Here is a 17,756-nt window from a genome sequence, read left to right as displayed (position 1 = left end):
GACCGATGGAAGACTTTTCAGCAATTTCGACCTTCGTCCGCGTGGTCGAGGCCGGCAGTTTCGCCGCTGCCGCCGGCCAGTTGGGCATGACCCCGTCAGGCGTCAGCCGCGCCGTGTCGCGGCTGGAAACCCAGCTCGGCGCGCGGCTGCTGTTCCGCTCCACGCGCTCCTTGCGACTGACCGACGATGGGGCCTCGTTCCATGCACGTTGCCGGGAGATACTGGCCGATCTGGCCGAGGCCACCGAGGCGCTGAACTTCGCCAACAGCAAGCCCACCGGCAAATTGCGGGTGGGTATCTCGCTGTCGGTGGGGCGCGCCGCGGTGATCCCGCGGCTCACCGAATTCGAGCAGCGCTACCCCGACATCCGGCTGGAGCTGTCGATGAGCGACTCGCCGTCGGATCTCAACGGCGAAGGGCTGGACTGCGCCATCCGCGTGGGCGAACTGGAGGATTCCAGCCTGATCGCGCGCAAGATCGGCTACCTGCGCAACGTGGTGTGCGCCTCGCCCGAGTACCTGCGCAAGTACGGCGCCCCGCGCAGCATCGAGGATCTGAAGGATCACCGCTGCATCAATTACGTGTACCCGAACGGCCGCCCGCGGCAATGGCAGTTCGACACGCCGGATGGCCAGGTGAGCGTGGATATCGACGCGCACATGCTGATCAACGACGGCGAATCGGTGCTGCAGGCCGTGGCGGCGGGGCTGGGCATCACCCAGGTGCCGCGCATGCTGGCCGCCTGCATGCTGGAAAAAGGCATGCTGGAACTGGTGATGGCCGATACCAACTCCACCGGCAAGCCGGTGTGGATCGTCTATCCGCAGAAAAAACACCTGTCGGCCCGCGTGCAGGCCTTCATCGAATGGGTGCGTGAATTGTTCGAGCGTACCAACCGATGCACGGTGGCCACACCCAATACCGTCCCCGCTGTCGCCCGGCCAAAACCGGTACGCACCGAAACGCTGGCGGAAGTGGCGTAAGCCGCGGCTGGAGCGGCCGCGCTGGCCTCAGCCGCCGGCCGGCACCAGCACCAACAGCGCCACGCCGAACGCGATGCGGTAGATCGCGAACGGCGTGAACGTGTGCGTGCGGATATAGCCGAGCAGCCACTTCACCGCGATAAACGCCACGATCGCCGAGACCACGAAACCCAGCCCCAGCGCGGTCCAGTCCTCATGCGCCGCGCCACCGCTTTTCACCACCTTCAGCAACTCGTAGCCGGTCGCCGCATACATCGTGGGAATGCCCACCAGGAATGCGAACTCGGTCGCAGCCGCGCGGTTGCTGGTGCCGAACAGCATCGCCGCGAAAATCGTCGACGCCGAGCGCGACAGGCCAGGGAAAATCCCCGCAACCATCTGCGCGATGCCCACCAGGATGGCCACCCGCCACGTCACCTCGGTGCGGTCGGGCTGGCGCGCCGCCAGCCGCTCCGCAGCGATCATCCACACGCCACCGATCACCAGCGCCCACGCCACCGGCGTCACCGTCTCCGGCAACTTGAAACCCATCTTCACCGCGATAAAGCCCAGCACCGCCGTGATCAGGAACGCCACCGCCAGCTTGAACAGGTAGTCGCGGTTCGCCGCGTCGCGCCATTGCGTCAGCAACTGCCAGATGCGCTTCCAGTAGATCAACGTCACCGCCAGGATCGCGCCCGCCTGGATGCCGATATTGAACAGATCCGAGCGCGCCCCCAGCCCGAACTTCTCGGCAATCAGCAGATGGCCCGTGCTGGAAATGGGCAGAAACTCGGTAACGCCCTCGATGATGCCGAGCAAGGTGACGCGGATCAGGTCGCTCAAGAACAGATACTCCGCAGCAAGTAAGGCCGGCCTGCGCCGGCTTGGGAGCGCATAGCTTACGTGGATTGCGCATCCGTTCGACCCGATGCCTTGCTGATGCGGACCGACGGGGCTTGGCGAGGTCTTCCGAAAAAAGTGACGCATTCGACACTTTTTGGTTGGGGTGCATTCGGTTTTTGTCAGGTCGCGTGTAAGGTTTTCCGGTCGTGCATCGGGCGTCTTCCGCCGCCGCCGAAGCTTTCGGGGGGCGAGGCGTACTCGCCCGCTCAGCCGGTGCGGCATCGGTAACAGGGGAAAGGATTGGATACGGAAGGGATCTCCACGTCTCGTCGCAGTGTTGCGACCGCAAAATGGTTGTTCGCATGCATCGCACTGCTGCCATGCATTGGCTTGGCGCAAACCACGCTGGACCAGCAGGAGCAACGCGAACGCGCGCAGCGCGAGGCGCAGGCGCGGCAGCAGCAACGCGCAACGCCGGATGTGCGGTTGACCACCGCGCGCGGCACCGACTTTCATCGCACCGACCTGCCGGCCGAGCAGCCCTGCTTTCGGCTTGACAGCGTGCGTCTGGAAGGCCCGCGGCTGGCCGATTTCACCTGGGTGCAACGCTATCTCGATCGCTATGCCGGCAAATGTGCGGGCCGCCGGGGCATCGAGCTGATCGTGCGACGCACGTCGGACCTGATCATCGATCGCGGCTACGTCACCACCCGCGTCGGCGTGGCCGCGCAGGACCTGTCCGGCGGTGTGTTGCGCCTTACCCTCGTGCCGGGTGTCATCCGCCGCATCCGCTATGCCGACGCAACGCTGTCCGGTGCCTGGCAGACCGCACTGCCGATGCGCCCGGGCGACCTGCTCAACCTGCGTGACGTGGAGCAGGGGCTGGAGCAGATGAAGCGGGTGCCCTCGCAGGACGTGAGTATCGACATCGCGCCCGGCGACACGCCCGGTGCCTCCGACCTCGTGATCGCGGTCAAGCGCAGCCGGCCCTGGCATTTGGTGGCCACGCTGGACGACGCCGGCTCGCGCGCCACCGGGCGTGGGCAAGCCGGCATCAGCGCGGGATTCGACAACCCGCTGGGCATCAACGACATCCTCTCGCTGGGCTACAACCACGACGTGTGGCAAAGCACCGGCCACGGCACGCGCGGCGTCAATGCCAGTTACTCGGTGCCGTTCGGTCGCTGGCTGTTCACCCTGTCGGCATACGACTACGCCTATCACCAGACTCTGGCTGGCTACCAGACCACGTTCGTCAGCCGTGGCAAGTCGCGCACCACCGATCTGACCGTGCAGCGCATGCTCCACCGCACCGGGTCGGGCAAGACCTCGTTGGAGCTGCGCCTGGTCAAACGCAAGGCGCACAGCTTCGTCGAGGACACCGAGGTAACCTCCCAGCGGCGTGACGTCACCTCGGCGGAACTGGCGCTGGTACAACGCCAGTATCTGGGTGCGGCCCAGCTCGATCTGCGCCTGGCGCAGCGCCGCGGCGTGAACTGGTTTGGTGGCCAGCGCGATGCTCCCGGGCACCAGCCCTCGGACCCCAGCTTCGACTACCGGCTGTGGATACTCGACGCCTCGCTGAACCTGCCTTTCCAGGCCGGCGCGCTGCCGCTGCAATGGATGTCTGAACTGCATGCGCAACGCAGCGGCGACACCCTCTACGGATCCGAGTTCATCACCTTGGGCGGGCGCTACACCGTACGTGGCTTCGACGGCGAACAGACCTTGGCCGCCGAACGCGGCTGGACCTGGCGCAACACCCTCACCGCGCCGCTGGGCGCTCTGCCGGCGGCGCTCTACGTCGGTGTGGACGTAGGCCACATCGGCGGCCCCAGCAAGAATATCTACGGCACCGAACACACGCTGCGCGGCAGCGTGATCGGCCTGCGCGGCCAGCTTGGCCGCCTCGGCTGGGACGTTTTCGCGGGCTGGGCACTGACTGGCGGCCGTGTGCTGGAAACACGCCGGCCGGCCACCGGTTTCCAGCTCGTGTACCAGTACTGATCACGCAGCACAGGGGCTATCGCATGGAGATTGATCGCTTCACCTGTCGCCAGAAAAGCACGCAGCACCATGCTCCCTCCCCTGCTAGCAGGGGAGGGCTGGGGAGGGGTTTCGCTCTTGATCTTTGCGGCAAGCCCGAGCTCCCCCCTCCCAACCTGCCAGCAGAGGGAGGAGACAGAAGCGTTCCGTTCCGCCGGGCGGCAGCCATGAACCAGGGAAGAACCAGACCATGACCACCATCGACACCTCGCATCCGTTCCGCCAGGGCCTCAACGCGCTTGCTGTCGCCATCGGCATAGCGCTGCTCGGTGTTCCGGTAGCCGGTCAGGCGCAAGCGGTGCCGGACGCGCGGGCCGGCGTGCATCGCCCCGGCATCGATACCGCGGCCAACGGCACGCCGGTGGTCAACATCGTCGCGCCCTCGGCCGGCGGCGTGTCGCACAACCGGTTCCAGTCGTTCGATGTCGACAGCAAGGGGCTGATCCTCAACAACAGCGGCGCGGTCAGCCAGACCCAGCTGGCCGGCATGATCGTCGGCAACACCAACCTGGGCACCGGGTCATCGGCGCGGATCATCCTCAACGAGGTCACCGGCACCAGCCCCAGCGCGCTCAATGGCTACACCGAGGTTGCCGGCAAGGCCGCCGATGTGATCGTGGCCAACCCCAACGGCATCAGTGTCAATGGTGGTGGCTTCATCAACACCACCCGCAGCGTGCTGACCACCGGTACGCCAGTGTTCGGCGGCGACGGCAGCTTGCAGGCGTTCCGAGTTACCCGCGGCGCTATCGCCATCAATGGCGGCGGCCTAGATGCCACGCGCCCCGACCGGCTCGATCTGATCGCGCGTGCAGTACAGGCGAATGCCAAAGTGTGGGCGCATAACCTCAACGTGGTGACCGGCGCCAACCAGGTCGGCTATGCCGATCTGGCGACGCAGGCGATCAAGGGTGAGGGCGTAGCGCCGGGCGTGAGCCTGGATGTGGCCGTACTGGGCGGCATGTACGCCGACAAGATTCACCTGCTGGGCACCGAGGCCGGCGTGGGCGTCCGCACCAGTGGCGAGATCGCCGCGCAGGCCGGCGACTTCCAGCTCACCAGCGCCGGCAAGCTGGTGGTCACCGGCAAGCTCACCGCCACCGGCAACCTTGCCGTGCAGGCGGGCGGAATCGACAACAGCGGCACGCTGGCCGCAAATGGACGTCTGGACGTCCGCGGCAATGGCAATGTGGGCAACGGCGGCACGCTCTACGCGGGCCAGGGCGCCAACCTCACCAGCACCGGTGACATCCGCAACAGCGGCAAGCTGTATGCCGCAAGCGGCGCGGTTGCCGTGGACGCCGCCGGCGCGCTTTCCTTGTCCGCGGCCAGCGATGTCTATGCGGGGCAGGGCATCACCATGCACGCGGCCGACATGGACAACGCCGGCACCGTCGAGGCGCTGACGAGCCTTGATCTCCGCGCCGACGGCCGGCTTTCCAACAGCGGCCATCTGCTTGCCGATGGTGGCGACGCAACGCTCGGCGCGCTGGTGCTCGACAATGCCGGCGTGCTCAGCGCGAATGGCCGCGTGCAGCTCACTGGCACGCAGTCACTGGGCAACGCCGGCACCGTTATCAGCGGCGGCAGCAGCACCTTGCATGGCGGCCAGGTCGAAAACAGCGGTCAATGGCAGTCCGGTGGCGCACTGACGATTACGGCGGACGCCCTGCACAACCAGGGCCTGATCGACGGCATGAGTGATGTCAGCCTGACCATCGGACGGCTGGATGCCGACGCCGGCAGCAACCTGCTGGCCGCCCGCCACCTGACCGTTGCGGTGACCGGCCCGGTGCGTGCCGACGGTGTGCTGCAAGCCGGGCAGGGTCTGCAACTGACCGCCGGCGACGCCGTCGACGTGGGCGCGCAAGGCTGGCTCTATGCCGCCCAGGCATTGAACCTGGCCAGCATCGGCAAGGTCACCAATACCGGCCTGATCTACGCCGGTACCGACGCCAACGTACACGCCGGGAGCCTCTCCAGCAGTGGCACGCTGCGTGCGGACCACGACCTGACGACCACCCTCACCGGCGATCTGCAGAACACGGGCCTCTTGCGCAGCGGTGCCGCGCAGACGATCCGCGTCGACGGTCATGCAGACAATCAAGGCACTGCCTACGCCGGCACCGCCGCGCAATGGATGGTCACCGGCCAACTGGCGAATACAGGCACGCTGGCCGCCCAGGGCGATCTGGACATCGGCGCTGGCAGCCTCGATTCCAGCGGCGTGCTCGGTGCCGGCGTGCAGGCCGACGGCAGCCTTGCCGGCACCGGCGCCCTGAGTGTCGACACCACCGCCGCGCTGGTGGCGCAGGGCCGCAACCTTGCCGCCACCACGCTGAATCTGCACGGCGCCAGCCTCGACCTGGGCGGTGCCACCACGCGTGCCGGCGGCGCCATTGGGCTGACCGCCACCCTGGGTGGCTTGAGTCTGCGCAACGGCGACCTCGCCACCCACGACAACCTCGCCCTGCAGGCCGCCGGCCAACTCGACAACAGCGGCGGCACGCTGCAGGCCGGATCGGTCGGCTTGAACGCGGCCAGCATCGTCAATCGCGGCGGCCACATACTGCAAACCGGTACGGCCGCATCCACGTTGGCGGTGAGCGGCACGTTCGACAACAGCGCGGGCAGCATCGCGAGCAATGCCGGCACCTTGACCCTCGATGCGGGCAGCCTGCTCAATGCCGGCGGCAGCATTGCCCACGCCGGCAGCGGCCAGCTCAGCCTCGATGTGGACGGCCAGTTCGAGAACAGCGCCGGATCGATTGCCAGCAACGGCGCATTGCAAATCATCACTGGCGGCGCGTTCACCAATGCCGCCGGCAGTGTTTCCGCCGCAGGCAATACCAGCCTTCAGTCGCAATCGCTCGATAACCGTGGTGGCACGCTGGCTGCCGATACCGTCGACATCACCCTGACCCAGGCACTGTTCAACACCGGCGGTGCGTTGCAGGCCAGCGGTGGGCTCACCGTGCATGCCGATACCTTGACCAACGGCACCGGCCAGATCAAGGCGCTGGGCAGCGATGCGTTGTCGCTGTACATCACGCACGGGCTGAGCAATGCCGCGAGCGGCTTCATCGCCGGCAACGGCGCGGTGAATCTGTTTGCGGGCAGCGTCGTCAACGCCGGGCAGATCTATACCGCTGGCGATCTGGTCGTAACCAGCGGAGGCGCCCTGGACAACCGCAGCGGTGCGCTGCAGGCCATGGGCGCGCTTGCGGCCACTGCCGCTGGCGCCTTGAGCAACGGTAACGGCCGCATCGAGGCTGGCCGCGGCCGCAGCAACGCCACGCTGTCGCTCACCGCGGCATCGCTGGACAACAGTGCCGGCCGCATCGCCAACGCGGCCCAGGGCGCGACCACGCTGAACCTCGGCAGCGGCGCGCTTACCAACACCGGCGGTACGCTGGGTGGCCAGGGCGACGTGGCGGTCAGCGCTGGCGCCATCGGCAACACCGGTAGTGGCACCGTGGTCGCCGGGCGCGATCTGAGCCTTGCCGCCACCAGTCTCGACAACACCAGCGGCACCCTCTACGCCGCCCGCAACCTGGCCTGGTCCAACCGGCTCGCCACGCTGACCAACCGCAGCGGCCACCTCGGCGCCGGCGGCAACATCGTGCTTGCGTTGGCCACCTTGGAAAATACCGGTGGCGAGACCGCCGCCAGCGGCAACGTCACGCTGGACCTGGGCAGCCTCGCCGGCAGCGGCCGCGTGGTGGCCGGCAACGACCTGGCCCTGACCCTTGCCGGCAACTACACCAACGTGGCCGGCAACACGCTCAAGGCCAACCGCAACGCCAGCCTCACCTTCAGCGGCAATCTCGACAACGCCAGCGGCGCCACGCTCAGCGCGGTCGGCGCGCTTGCGGTCAAGGCCGCCGGCATCACCAACAGCGGCACCGTCGACAGCGCCGCCACCTCGCTCACCGCCACCGGCGCGCTCGCCAACAGCGGCCGCATCGAGGGCGATACCGTCGCCATCACCGCCGCCAGCGTCGGCAACACCGGTACGCTGATCGGCGACGGCATCACCGTCCACGCCGGCAACCTCACCAACGGCAGCGATCTGGGCAGCGTCACCGACAACGCCGCCTACGACTCGGCTGTCATCGCCGCCACCGGCAACATCGACCTGTACCTCACCGGCACGTTGCTCAACCGCGATGCGCTGATCTACGCCATGGGCGACCTCACCGTGGCGGCCAACGCCAGCGGCGGCCGTGCCAACGCCATCACCAACCGCTCCGGCAGCATCGAAGCCGACGGGAACATCGCCCTCGCGGCCAGTCAGATCACCAACCAGCGGCGCGTGTTCGACACCGAAACGTACGTGCTCTCCGCGGCCGAGCAGGCCAGCAACACCACGGTCGAACAGCACGTGGTGGACAAGACCACCGACCCTGTTGCCGTTGCCTACTGCGCCAGCCTGGGCGACAACCACCGTTGCGACCCCGACGAAAATGCCACCGGGCAGACCACCACCACCGTGATCAGCCAGCAGCGCCTGCTGCGCACCAGCGCGCAGGGCCGGATCGTCTCCGGTGCCGACATCGCCCTCGGCGGTTCGGTGCTCAACGACAAATCCACCATTGCGGCGGCCGGGCAACTGGTGGTGAACGGCCAGTCGGGCAGCGTGGCCGATGGCACCGGCACCCTCGGCGGCGAGAGCATCGTCAACACCGGCTGGGTGCCCACGGTCTCCCTGCGCACCGACGTCGACAACTGGATCCAGGTGCAGAAGAAAAGCAAATGCGCTCTCGGCACCAAGACCTGCTGGGACGACAATGGCGTCGAGCACTTCGGCCAGACTTCCACCACCGCCGAGCTGGCCATCGCGGGGACGCCGCCCTACTGGATGCACCTCACGCCGGGACCCGACGCGCCGGCCTACATGACCGCCGGCGGCACCCTTTCGATCACCGGCACCACCATCGCCAACACCACCGTCGGTGCCGATGGCCGGCCCGTAAACGCCGTGGCGGCACTGGGCAGCAACGGCAATGGCCAGGCCGTCACCGGCAGCGGCACCGGCGGCGTCAGCGCCGTCGGCGGAAGCATCAACCTGGGCACGGTGGGCGGGTTGGGCGGTACACCGGCCGCCCCCGGTGCGCAAACCGTGGGCTCGTTGGGTGCGCCCGGCGGCCAGATCCAGCTGCCCACCAACGGCCTGTTCACCACCCACCCCGGCAACAGCGCGGGCTACCTCGTCGAAACCGACCCGCGCTTCGCCAGCATGAGCGGCTTCTACGGCAGCGATTACCTGATGGATCGCCTGCCGTGGAACGGCGAAGACACCTTGAAGCGCCTCGGCGACGCCTTCTACGAAAACCGCCTGGTGCTCGACCAGATCACCGCGCTCACCGGCCGCCGTTTCCTCAGCAACAGCACCGACACCGTGGCGCAATACCGCGAGCTGATGGATGCCGGCGTGGCCGCCGCCGGCCGGTTCGACCTGGCCGTGGGCGTGGCGCTCACCGCGCCGCAGATGGCCAGCCTCACCGACGACATCGTGTGGCTGGTCAGCCAGGAGGTGAATGGCGAAAAAGTGTTGGTACCGGTGGTCTACCTGTCCGCGCAGCACGCGAAAAACCTGGCCAGCGAACGCGGCGCCGTCATGGCCGGCCAGGACATCATCCTCGACGCCAGCGGCACCCTCAGCAACACCGGCAACGTACTCGCCAGCCGCGACGCCAGCCTCAAGGCCGGCACCCTGCTCAACAGCGGCAACCTCCGCGCCGACGACACCCTCAGCATCAGCGCCGCGCAGGATGTGCTCAACGCCGGCCGCATCCAGGGCGGCAACGTCGCCGTGGTGGCCGGGCGCGACGTGCTCAGTGGCGCCGATATCGGCAAGGTCGACCTGGGTGGGGGCCTGTCTCTCGCCGACGCGCAGCGCCTGGGCCTGGCCACCGGCGGCAGTATCACGGCCAGCAGCAACCTGGCCTTGCAGGCCGGCCGCGACCTGTTGCTCAGCCAGGCGCCAGTCAGCGCCGGCCGCGACCTCAGCCTGGTCGCCGGCCGCGATTTGACCGCCATCGCCACGCCGATCACAGCGGGTGGCGATGCTGCACTGGTGGCCGGCCGCGACCTGGATTTTGCGGCCACCGCGCAAACCGCCGTCACCGGCGGCGGCACCTCGATTTCCCACACCACTACACACGCCGTCAGCCACGTCACCGCCGGTGGCAATCTCGCGCTGTCCGCCGGCCGCGACATCACCAGCGAAGGCGCCGCCTTCAAGGCCGGCGACGTGCTGGCCGCCAGCGCCGGGCGCGACGTCAACTTGAACGCCGTCACCGACGTCACCACGACCCGGGAGCACCACAAGGAAGGCCGCACCGCGGTCAACACCAGCAGCCTCGACGAAACCGTGCGCGGCACCGCGCTCGACGCCGCCAACGGCATCGTCATCAGCGCCGGCCACGACATCGCCGCCACCGCCGCCAACCTGGCCAGCAGCGACGGCACCATCGCACTCGGCGCCGGTCATGACATCACGCTTGATGCCGGCGTGGAAAACCACGACACCACCCGCGACACCAAATACAAAAAGAGCGGCCTGTTCTCCAGCAAGACCACCACCACCCACGACGAAACCCACGACACCTACGCCATCGGCAGCACGCTATCCGGCGACGCGGTGACCATCGCGGCGGGTCACGACCTGACGACCCGGGCCGCCCAGGTGGCCGGCACGCACGACGTCGCGCTGGTTGCCGGCCATGACGTCACCCTCGGCACGGCCGAGGAGGTTTCCACCGACGCGTACAGCATCAGCAAGAAAAAGAGCGGCGTGTTCGGCGGTGGCGGCGCCAGCGGCCTGGGCGGTATCGGCTTTACCGCCGGCAGCCAGAAAGCCAGCGCCACCAGCACGGTGGAGCAGCACATCACCGTCGGCAGCCTGATCGGCAGCACCCAGGGCAACCTGACGGTCGCCGCCGGCGGCGACCTGGCGGTGATCGGCAGCGACCTGATCGCCGCCCGCGCCGCCGGTTCCACCACCGGTGGCAACATCGCCCTGCAAGGCAACAACATCACCGTCACCACCGCCACGCAGACCGACCACGAAACCGGCACCCAGCAAAGCAGCAGCCATGGCCTGTCGATGGCGCTGGTGGGCACGGCGCTGGACGGGGTGCGCAACGTAAAGCAGACGCGGCGGGAGCAGGCCGGGTCCGGCAAGAAGGCACAAGACACCTTGCACGCCGTCAGTGCGTCCGGGCTCGACATGCCCAGCGTCGCCATCAGCTACGGCAGCCAGCGCAGCAACCAGTCGAGCCAGCTCGACACCCGCAGTGAGCGGGGCAGCACCCTGCGTGCGGCCGGCGACCTCACGCTCAACGCCACCGGCGGCGACCTCACCGTGATCGGCAGCGCCTTGAGCGCCGGCGGCACGGCCACGCTGGCCGCGCAGCGCAACGTGGCCCTGCTGACCAGTGCCGACACCCAGTCGCAAAGCAGCCAGAGCACCCACCACAGCAAGAGCTTCACCGCCGCGGCGGTCGGCTGGGGCGACGCGGCGCGCAGCCTGCAGGGCGGTGCCAACAGCAGCGGCGTCAGCATGTCGCCCTACAACAGCCAGTCGGGCATCACGCAGAACGCGCAGCAGGTCGTCAACGAAACCGGCACCACGGTGGACGCCGGGCAGATCAGCGTGATCAGCCGCCAGGGCGACATCACCGCCGAGGGCGCGCAACTGACCGCGCAGCACGACATCAACGTGCTGGCCGCGCAGGGCAAGATCGACCTGGGCACCGCCGAGTCCAGCCAGCAGCAGCAAACCTACCAACGCAGCCACCAGGTCGGCGACCTGGGCGGCAACGGCTACGCCGGCACCATCGGCGAACGGCAGGAGCTGCATGACCAGAGCGGCGCGCAAACCTGGCAAAGCACGCTGCGCACCGGGCTGACCAGCACGCAGGGCGACGTCACCGTGGTCGCCCACGACGACCTCACCGGCCAGGGCGTGGACATCGCCGGCCGCGACGTCACGCTGGTGGGCCGCAACGTCAGCCTCACGCCCAGCGCGGACACCGCCGAGCAGCAGCAGCGCGACAAGATGAAGCAGGCAGGCGTGACGGTGGCGCTGTCTGGCGTGGCAGTGCAGGCCGCGCAGGCGGTGGACGCCGCCGTGGATGCGCACGACCGCGGCGACAACCGGCTGGCGGCGTTGTATGCGGCCGAGGCGTACTACGGCGCGAAGGACGCAGGCGAGGTGGCCGGCGGCATCGACTACGGCCGAGCGGCCCAGTCGGCCACCGGCAATGCCGCCACGGCCGCCCCGCCCGGCGGCAATGCCGAGGACCCCAACGGCAGCACCGGTTTGGTCAAGGTCACCGTCAGCATCGGCAGTAGCCACCAGTCCAGCAACACGTCGTACCAGCAGCAGACGCAGCAGGGAAGCACGGTAAACGCCAGCCGCGACGTCACCATCGTGGCCACCGGTGACGGCACGAAGGGCGCCGACGGCTACGCCGCCACCGGCGACGTGGTGCTGCAAGGCGCCCAGGTGCAGGCCGGTCGCGATGCCACGCTGGCGGCGGCCCGCGACATCACCCTCACCGCCGGCCAGGACACCACCAAGAGAGACAGCGCCAACCACAGCGGCAGCGCCAGCATCGGCGTGGGCTTCGCGCTGGGCGGCCAGCAGAACGGCTTCACCATCGAGCTCGCCGCTGCCGCGGCCCGGGGCAAAGGCAACGGCGACAGCACCACGAACCACGCCACCACCATCAATGCGGGCGACATGCTGAGCCTGACCAGCGGAAGAGACACCACGCTGGAAGGCGCCCAGGCCTACGGCAACACCATCCTGGCCGACATCGGCCGCAGCCTCAGCCTCACCAGCACTCAGGACACCGACCACTACAAGGAGACTTACCAAGCGGCCAGCGCCGGCTTGAGCCTGTGCATCCCGCCGATCTGCTACGGCGCCACCAGCGGCGGCGCCAGCTACAGCCAGTCCAACATCAGCAACAACTACCAGAGCGTGACGGATCAGACGGGGCTGGCGGCGGGGAGCGGTGGTTATGACATCCACGTGGGCGACACCACCACGCTGACCGGTGCCGCCATCGCCAGCACGGCGGATGCCAGCAAAAATCGGCTGGATACCGGCAGCCTGGTCGTCAACGACCTGCACAACAGCGCGCACAGCAGCGCCACCCAGATGGGCTTCTCCTACAGCAGTAGCAGCTCGGCTGCGGGCAACGTAGCCAGCAACGCCATGGGCGCGGCGTTGAACATGGCGATACCGCAAGGCGGCAGCGACAGCAGCGATACGCGAAGCAGCATCGCGCAGGGCACGATCGTGGTGCGCGATAAACCCGATCAAGACCTGAGCAGCATCGACCGCAGCGCGACGACGCTGAACGGCAATGGCGTCAGCAACGACTTTGATGTGGATGAGATCAAGGAGAAGCAGGCGCTGGGGCAGGCGGCGGGGTATGTGGGGATGCGGTCGGCGGGTGGCTTGGCCGACTACATGGCGGAGCACGCGACCACGGACGAAGAGCAGAAAGCGTGGCGCGATGGTGGTACCAACAAAATCCTGCTGCACGGGTTGGTCGGCGTAGCGACCGCAGCGCTGGGCGGGGGCGATGCCGCACAGGGGGCGCTGGGTGCGGCGGCGAGTGAAGCCGCCAGCGGGGCGATGGCCAACTACCTCGTCGATCACCACATCGATCCGAACAGCGCCCAAGGGAGAACGCTGATGGAACTGGCCAGCGTGGCTGTGGGTGGCGCCGTGGGTGGCGGCGCGGGTGCGACGACGGCGCTGGATGGGGAGAAGTACAACAGGCAGTTGCACCAAGATTCAGACCCCACCAAGGATGAGAAAAAGATCATTGACGACGTGCTGGCGAAGGAATACGCCGCAAAGCATCCGGGCATGAGCGAGGAACTGGCCGCGCAAATCCTAGAGGGTGCGGCTAAGGTAATGCTGGATCAAACGACGGCTGCCAATTCAACGTACGACCCGGAGGCCATGTACGAAGCCCAAAGCTTCCTGCATGCCTACGCCCTCTCGCAGGGCAATCCGACGATTGGCCATGACCAATGGGGGCAGCCGGTTCCGTTGTTTGGCGTGTCCGCGCCATACCAGCGGCAAGATTCCACCATTTTCGGCGCTAACCCACAAACTACGAATGCGCCACAAAGCTTGGGCGGCAGCCAACTGATCGATTGGGGTAAGGGGTGGCTTGAGGGAGTCGTTGGAGTTCTTAACCCAGCCAACATCCCGGCAGCACTGAATTCCACGTTGCAAGCGATCACTGATCCAAAGGGTTGGGCAAGCGATCAGCAGCAAGGCATGGATTATGTCTTCTATCAGGCGCAGCATGGTGACTTTGGTCCGGCTGGGAAGGTAGAAGGGGCTCAGGCGGGGAGTGCGGCGCTGGGGTTAGCTCTTCAGTACAGCGTACTTCGATGGGAGGGCGTGGGAAGCACTCGTGATATTACTTCAGGAGGGACGCTCCCACCGAACGGAAGCGGTGGAAGATCCGCAGTGACTGACGGTTGGGCTGTGGATGCGGAGGCCGGCGGATGGTCTCAATACGATCAATACCGGTTGTCAAGCGGAAACTGGGATTGGCCAGCAGCTAATGGGGCATTACCGAGCACAACCACCAATTATACACTTGAGGCCGGAGTGGTTATTGACCGGATAGGATCGACGCGCGGGTATTATCTGTCACCGATAGGTACACCTTTGACAAACAGAGCTATGGCACCTGGCTCTTTTGCAGAGACCTATAGCCAATACGTGGTGCTCAAGCCATTTGTTGTAGAAAAATCCGGTGTCGCGCCCGCTTTTGGTGAGGCTGGAAATGGTATTCAATACAAGATACCCGAAGTTCCGTCCGGCAAGAAAGTGACCGTGGAAGATCTCATAAAAAATGGGTATTTAGGCGAAAAGAAATGATTCAATTGATATGTGCGGCATGTTAATTGTGCCGTACTCCAAATAACTTCCTCGTGAGGTATGCGCTTTGATTTGGATTGTTGCGAGTGATGCTCAGTTAGCTCAATATTTTGAAAGAGAGAATGTTTGGTCAAAAACATGGACCTCTGTTATAGGAGATAATGTTATCGTTGTCGATCGAAGTGGAAAGGAGTTGACTCTCTCATTATGGGAGGCAACCTTCAAAGGAAAACGTAAGCTATTTGCGGCAGCTGAAGTTTCTAACAGTGTATGGGTCTTTGCCTTGCCCCAGTCATGATTAAAAAAATGGTTTCCCGCCCAAGATATCCAGAAAAGGCGAAACAGGATCCATGAGCAGAAAAGGAATTAAAGGGGACGTGGCTAATTAAAGTCAGCAGAACGGCTTCACCATCGAGCTGGCCGCCGCCGCGGCCCGGGGCAAAGGCAATGGCGACAGCGCGACCCACCACGCCACCACCATCAACGCGGGCGACATGCTCAGCCTGACCAGCGGAAGAGACACCACGCTGGAAGGCGCCCAGGCCTACGGCAACACCATCCTGGCCGACATCGGCCGCAGCCTCAGCCTCACCAGCACTCAGGACACCGACCACTACAAGGAGACTTACCAAGCGGCCAGCGCCGGCTTGAGCCTGTGCATCCCGCCGATCTGCTACGGCGCCACCAGCGGCGGCGCCAGCTACAGCCAGTCCAACATCAGCAACAACTACCAGAGCGTGACGGATCAGACGGGGCTGGCGGCGGGGAGCGGTGGTTATGACATCCACGTGGGCGACACCACCACGCTGACCGGTGCCGCCATCGCCAGCACGGCGGATGCCAGCAAAAATCGGCTGGATACCGGCAGCCTGGTCGTCAACGACCTGCACAACAGCGCGCACAGCAGCGCCACCCAGATGGGCTTCTCCTACAGCAGTAGCAGCTCGGCTGCGGGCAACGTAGCCAGCAACGCCATGGGCGCGGCGTTGAACATGGCGATACCGCAAGGCGGCAGCGACAGCAGCGATACGCGAAGCAGCATCGCGCAGGGCACGATCGTGGTGCGCGATAAACCCGATCAAGACCTGAGCAGCATCGACCGCAGCGCGACGACGCTGAACGGCAATGGCGTCAGCAACGACTTTGATGTGGATGAGATCAAGGAGAAGCAGGCGCTGGGGCAGGCGGCGGGGTATGTGGGGATGCGGTCGGCGGGTGGCTTGGCCGACTACATGGCCAACCACGCGACGACACTAGGCGAACGGAAACAGGGGTCAGTGTGCACTTTCCGACGAACTAGCGAGGTTGGGACTGACAGACGCTCATTTGGACGCGCGGCAAGCTCGATCGGGCCTTTCCGCGTGAGATCGCCAGATGCCCCGCCAACCGAGACTCGACTTGGCCGGTGTGCCTCAGCACATCGTGCAGCGGGGCAATGACCGCCAGCCCTGCTTCTTTCAGGACATCGATCGTGTCCGCTACCTAGATGAGCTGCGCGGGATCTGCATGCGCGAAAGTTGCGCTGTACATGCCTACGTGTTGATGACCAATCACGTGCATCTATTGATCACGCCTTCGGCGCAGGGACAGGTGACGAGGGTGATGCAATCGTTAGGGCGACGCTATGTGCGCTATGTCAATGATCGCTATCGCCGTACGGGCACGTTGTGGGAGGGCCGGTACAAGGCGTGCCTGGTGGATAGCGAAAGCTACTTGCTACGGTGCTATCGCTATATAGAACTCAATCCACTACGGGCGCGCATGGTGAACTATCCCACGAACTATCCATGGTCGAGCTTCGCCTGCAATGCGCTCGGGGTCGCCGATCCGCTGATTCGACCGCATTCGTCCTATTTGAATCTCGGTGGCAACGCGGACGAGCGCTGTTCGGCCTATCGAGCGCTCGTTGAGCAGGCGATTACACCCGACGAGTTGGACGACATCCGGCTACATATACAGCGTCAGCACGCGTATGGAACCGAACGCTTCCGCGCGGCGATAGAGGCGCAACTGTCTCGGCGTGTCGGTCCGGCCAAGATCGGCAGACCGAAAAAGCTCCCGCTTCCTTTAGAAAGTGCACACTGACCCCTGTTTCAGACGCGCGGCAAGCTCGATCGGGCCTTTCCGCGTGAGATCGCCAGATGCCCCGCCAACCGAGACTCGACTTGGCCGGTGTGCCTCAGCACATCGTGCAGCGGGGCAATGACCGCCAGCCCTGCTTCTTTCAGGACATCGATCGTGTCCGCTACCTGGATGAGCTGCGCGAGATCTGCATGCGCGAAAGTTGCGCTGTACATGCCCACGTGTTGATGACCAATCACGTGCATCTATTGATCACGCCTTCGGCGCAGGGACAGGTGACGAGGGTGATGCAATCGTTAGGGCGACGCTATGTGCGCTATGTCAATGATCGCTATCGCCGTACGGGCACGTTGTGGGAGGGCCGGTACAAGGCGTGCCTGGTGGATAGCGAAAGCTACTTGCTACGGTGCTATCGCTATATAGAACTCAATCCACTACGGGCGCGCATGGTGAACTATCCCGCGAACTATCCATGGTCGAGCTTCGCCTGCAATGCGCTCGGGGTCGCCGATCCGCTGATTCGACCGCATTCGTCCTATTTGAATCTCGGTGGCAACGCGGACGAGCGCTGTTCGGCCTATCGAGCGCTCGTTGAGCAGGCGATTACACCCGACGAGTTGGACGACATCCGGCTACATATACAGCGTCAGCACGCGTATGGAACCGAACGCTTCCGCGCGGCGATAGAGGCGCAACTGTCTCGGCGTGTCGGTCCGGCCAAGATCGGCAGACCGAAAAAGCTCCCGCTTCCTTTAGAAAGTGCACACTGAAGACTCATGTCGCCGCCTCCCGCGCTTGGCGGTACGTTGGAACTACCACGGTTTCAACGTCGCCCAGCGACAGGAGGCAGCCATGTCACTTTACGCAGCCATCGATTTGCATTCCAGCAACAG

Annotated in this window: 7 protein-coding genes; 6 read left to right on the top strand and 1 reads right to left on the bottom strand. The window is 65.6% G+C overall.

Annotated features, from left to right (window positions below):
• The first annotated feature begins 5 nt into the window (after positions 1-5).
• Complete coding sequence (locus ACFPK0_RS00035) at positions 6-983, top strand: LysR family transcriptional regulator (protein ID WP_056084288.1); 978 nt, start codon at positions 6-8, stop codon at positions 981-983.
• Positions 984-1,010: 27 nt separating this feature from the next.
• On the opposite strand, the gene ACFPK0_RS00030 is transcribed toward ACFPK0_RS00035, so the two are convergent.
• Positions 1,011-1,808, bottom strand: a complete 798-nt coding sequence (locus ACFPK0_RS00030; protein ID WP_056083591.1) for an undecaprenyl-diphosphate phosphatase — start codon at positions 1,806-1,808, stop codon at positions 1,011-1,013.
• Positions 1,809-2,198: 390 nt separating this feature from the next.
• On the opposite strand from ACFPK0_RS00030, the gene ACFPK0_RS00025 reads away from it, so the two are divergent.
• The 5 genes from ACFPK0_RS00025 (at position 2,199) to ACFPK0_RS00005 (ending at position 17,633) form a co-directional block, all read left to right on the top strand.
• Positions 2,199-3,815 carry a ShlB/FhaC/HecB family hemolysin secretion/activation protein gene (locus ACFPK0_RS00025; protein ID WP_377337458.1) on the top strand — a complete coding sequence of 539 codons (1,617 nt, stop codon included), beginning with the start codon at positions 2,199-2,201 and terminating at the stop codon, positions 3,813-3,815.
• A 229-nt stretch (positions 3,816-4,044) separates the two neighbouring features.
• Entirely contained in the window at positions 4,045-14,781 is a 10,737-nt protein-coding gene (locus ACFPK0_RS00020) for a hemagglutinin repeat-containing protein (RefSeq protein WP_377337456.1), read from the top strand.
• 410 nt (positions 14,782-15,191) lie between these two features.
• On the top strand, positions 15,192-16,220 hold the full coding sequence (locus ACFPK0_RS00015) for a hemagglutinin repeat-containing protein (protein WP_377340172.1): 1,029 nt from the start codon (positions 15,192-15,194) through the stop codon (positions 16,218-16,220).
• Positions 16,156-16,866, top strand: a complete 711-nt coding sequence (locus ACFPK0_RS00010; protein ID WP_377337454.1) for a transposase — start codon at positions 16,156-16,158, stop codon at positions 16,864-16,866. The genes ACFPK0_RS00015 and ACFPK0_RS00010 overlap by 65 nt, the downstream gene beginning before the upstream one ends.
• A 56-nt stretch (positions 16,867-16,922) precedes the next feature.
• Positions 16,923-17,633 carry a transposase gene (locus tag ACFPK0_RS00005; RefSeq protein WP_377337452.1) on the top strand — a complete coding sequence of 237 codons (711 nt, stop codon included), beginning with the start codon at positions 16,923-16,925 and terminating at the stop codon, positions 17,631-17,633.
• Positions 17,634-17,756: the final 123 nt, after the last annotated feature.

Source organism: Rhodanobacter ginsenosidimutans (assembly GCF_042655685.1).
Classification (GTDB): domain Bacteria; phylum Pseudomonadota; class Gammaproteobacteria; order Xanthomonadales; family Rhodanobacteraceae; genus Rhodanobacter; species Rhodanobacter ginsenosidimutans.
This window is presented reverse-complemented; position numbering and strand designations above follow the sequence as displayed.

Excerpts from the sequence above, each read along its gene's own strand:
- ACFPK0_RS00010 (WP_377337454.1), top strand. The coding sequence starts at position 16,156 with ATGCCCCGCCAACCGAGACTCGACTTGGCCGGTGTGCCTCAGCACATC.
- ACFPK0_RS00035 (WP_056084288.1), top strand. The coding sequence starts at position 6 with ATGGAAGACTTTTCAGCAATTTCGACCTTCGTCCGCGTGGTCGAGGCC.
- ACFPK0_RS00005 (WP_377337452.1), top strand. The coding sequence starts at position 16,923 with ATGCCCCGCCAACCGAGACTCGACTTGGCCGGTGTGCCTCAGCACATC.
- ACFPK0_RS00020 (WP_377337456.1), top strand. The coding sequence starts at position 4,045 with ATGACCACCATCGACACCTCGCATCCGTTCCGCCAGGGCCTCAACGCG.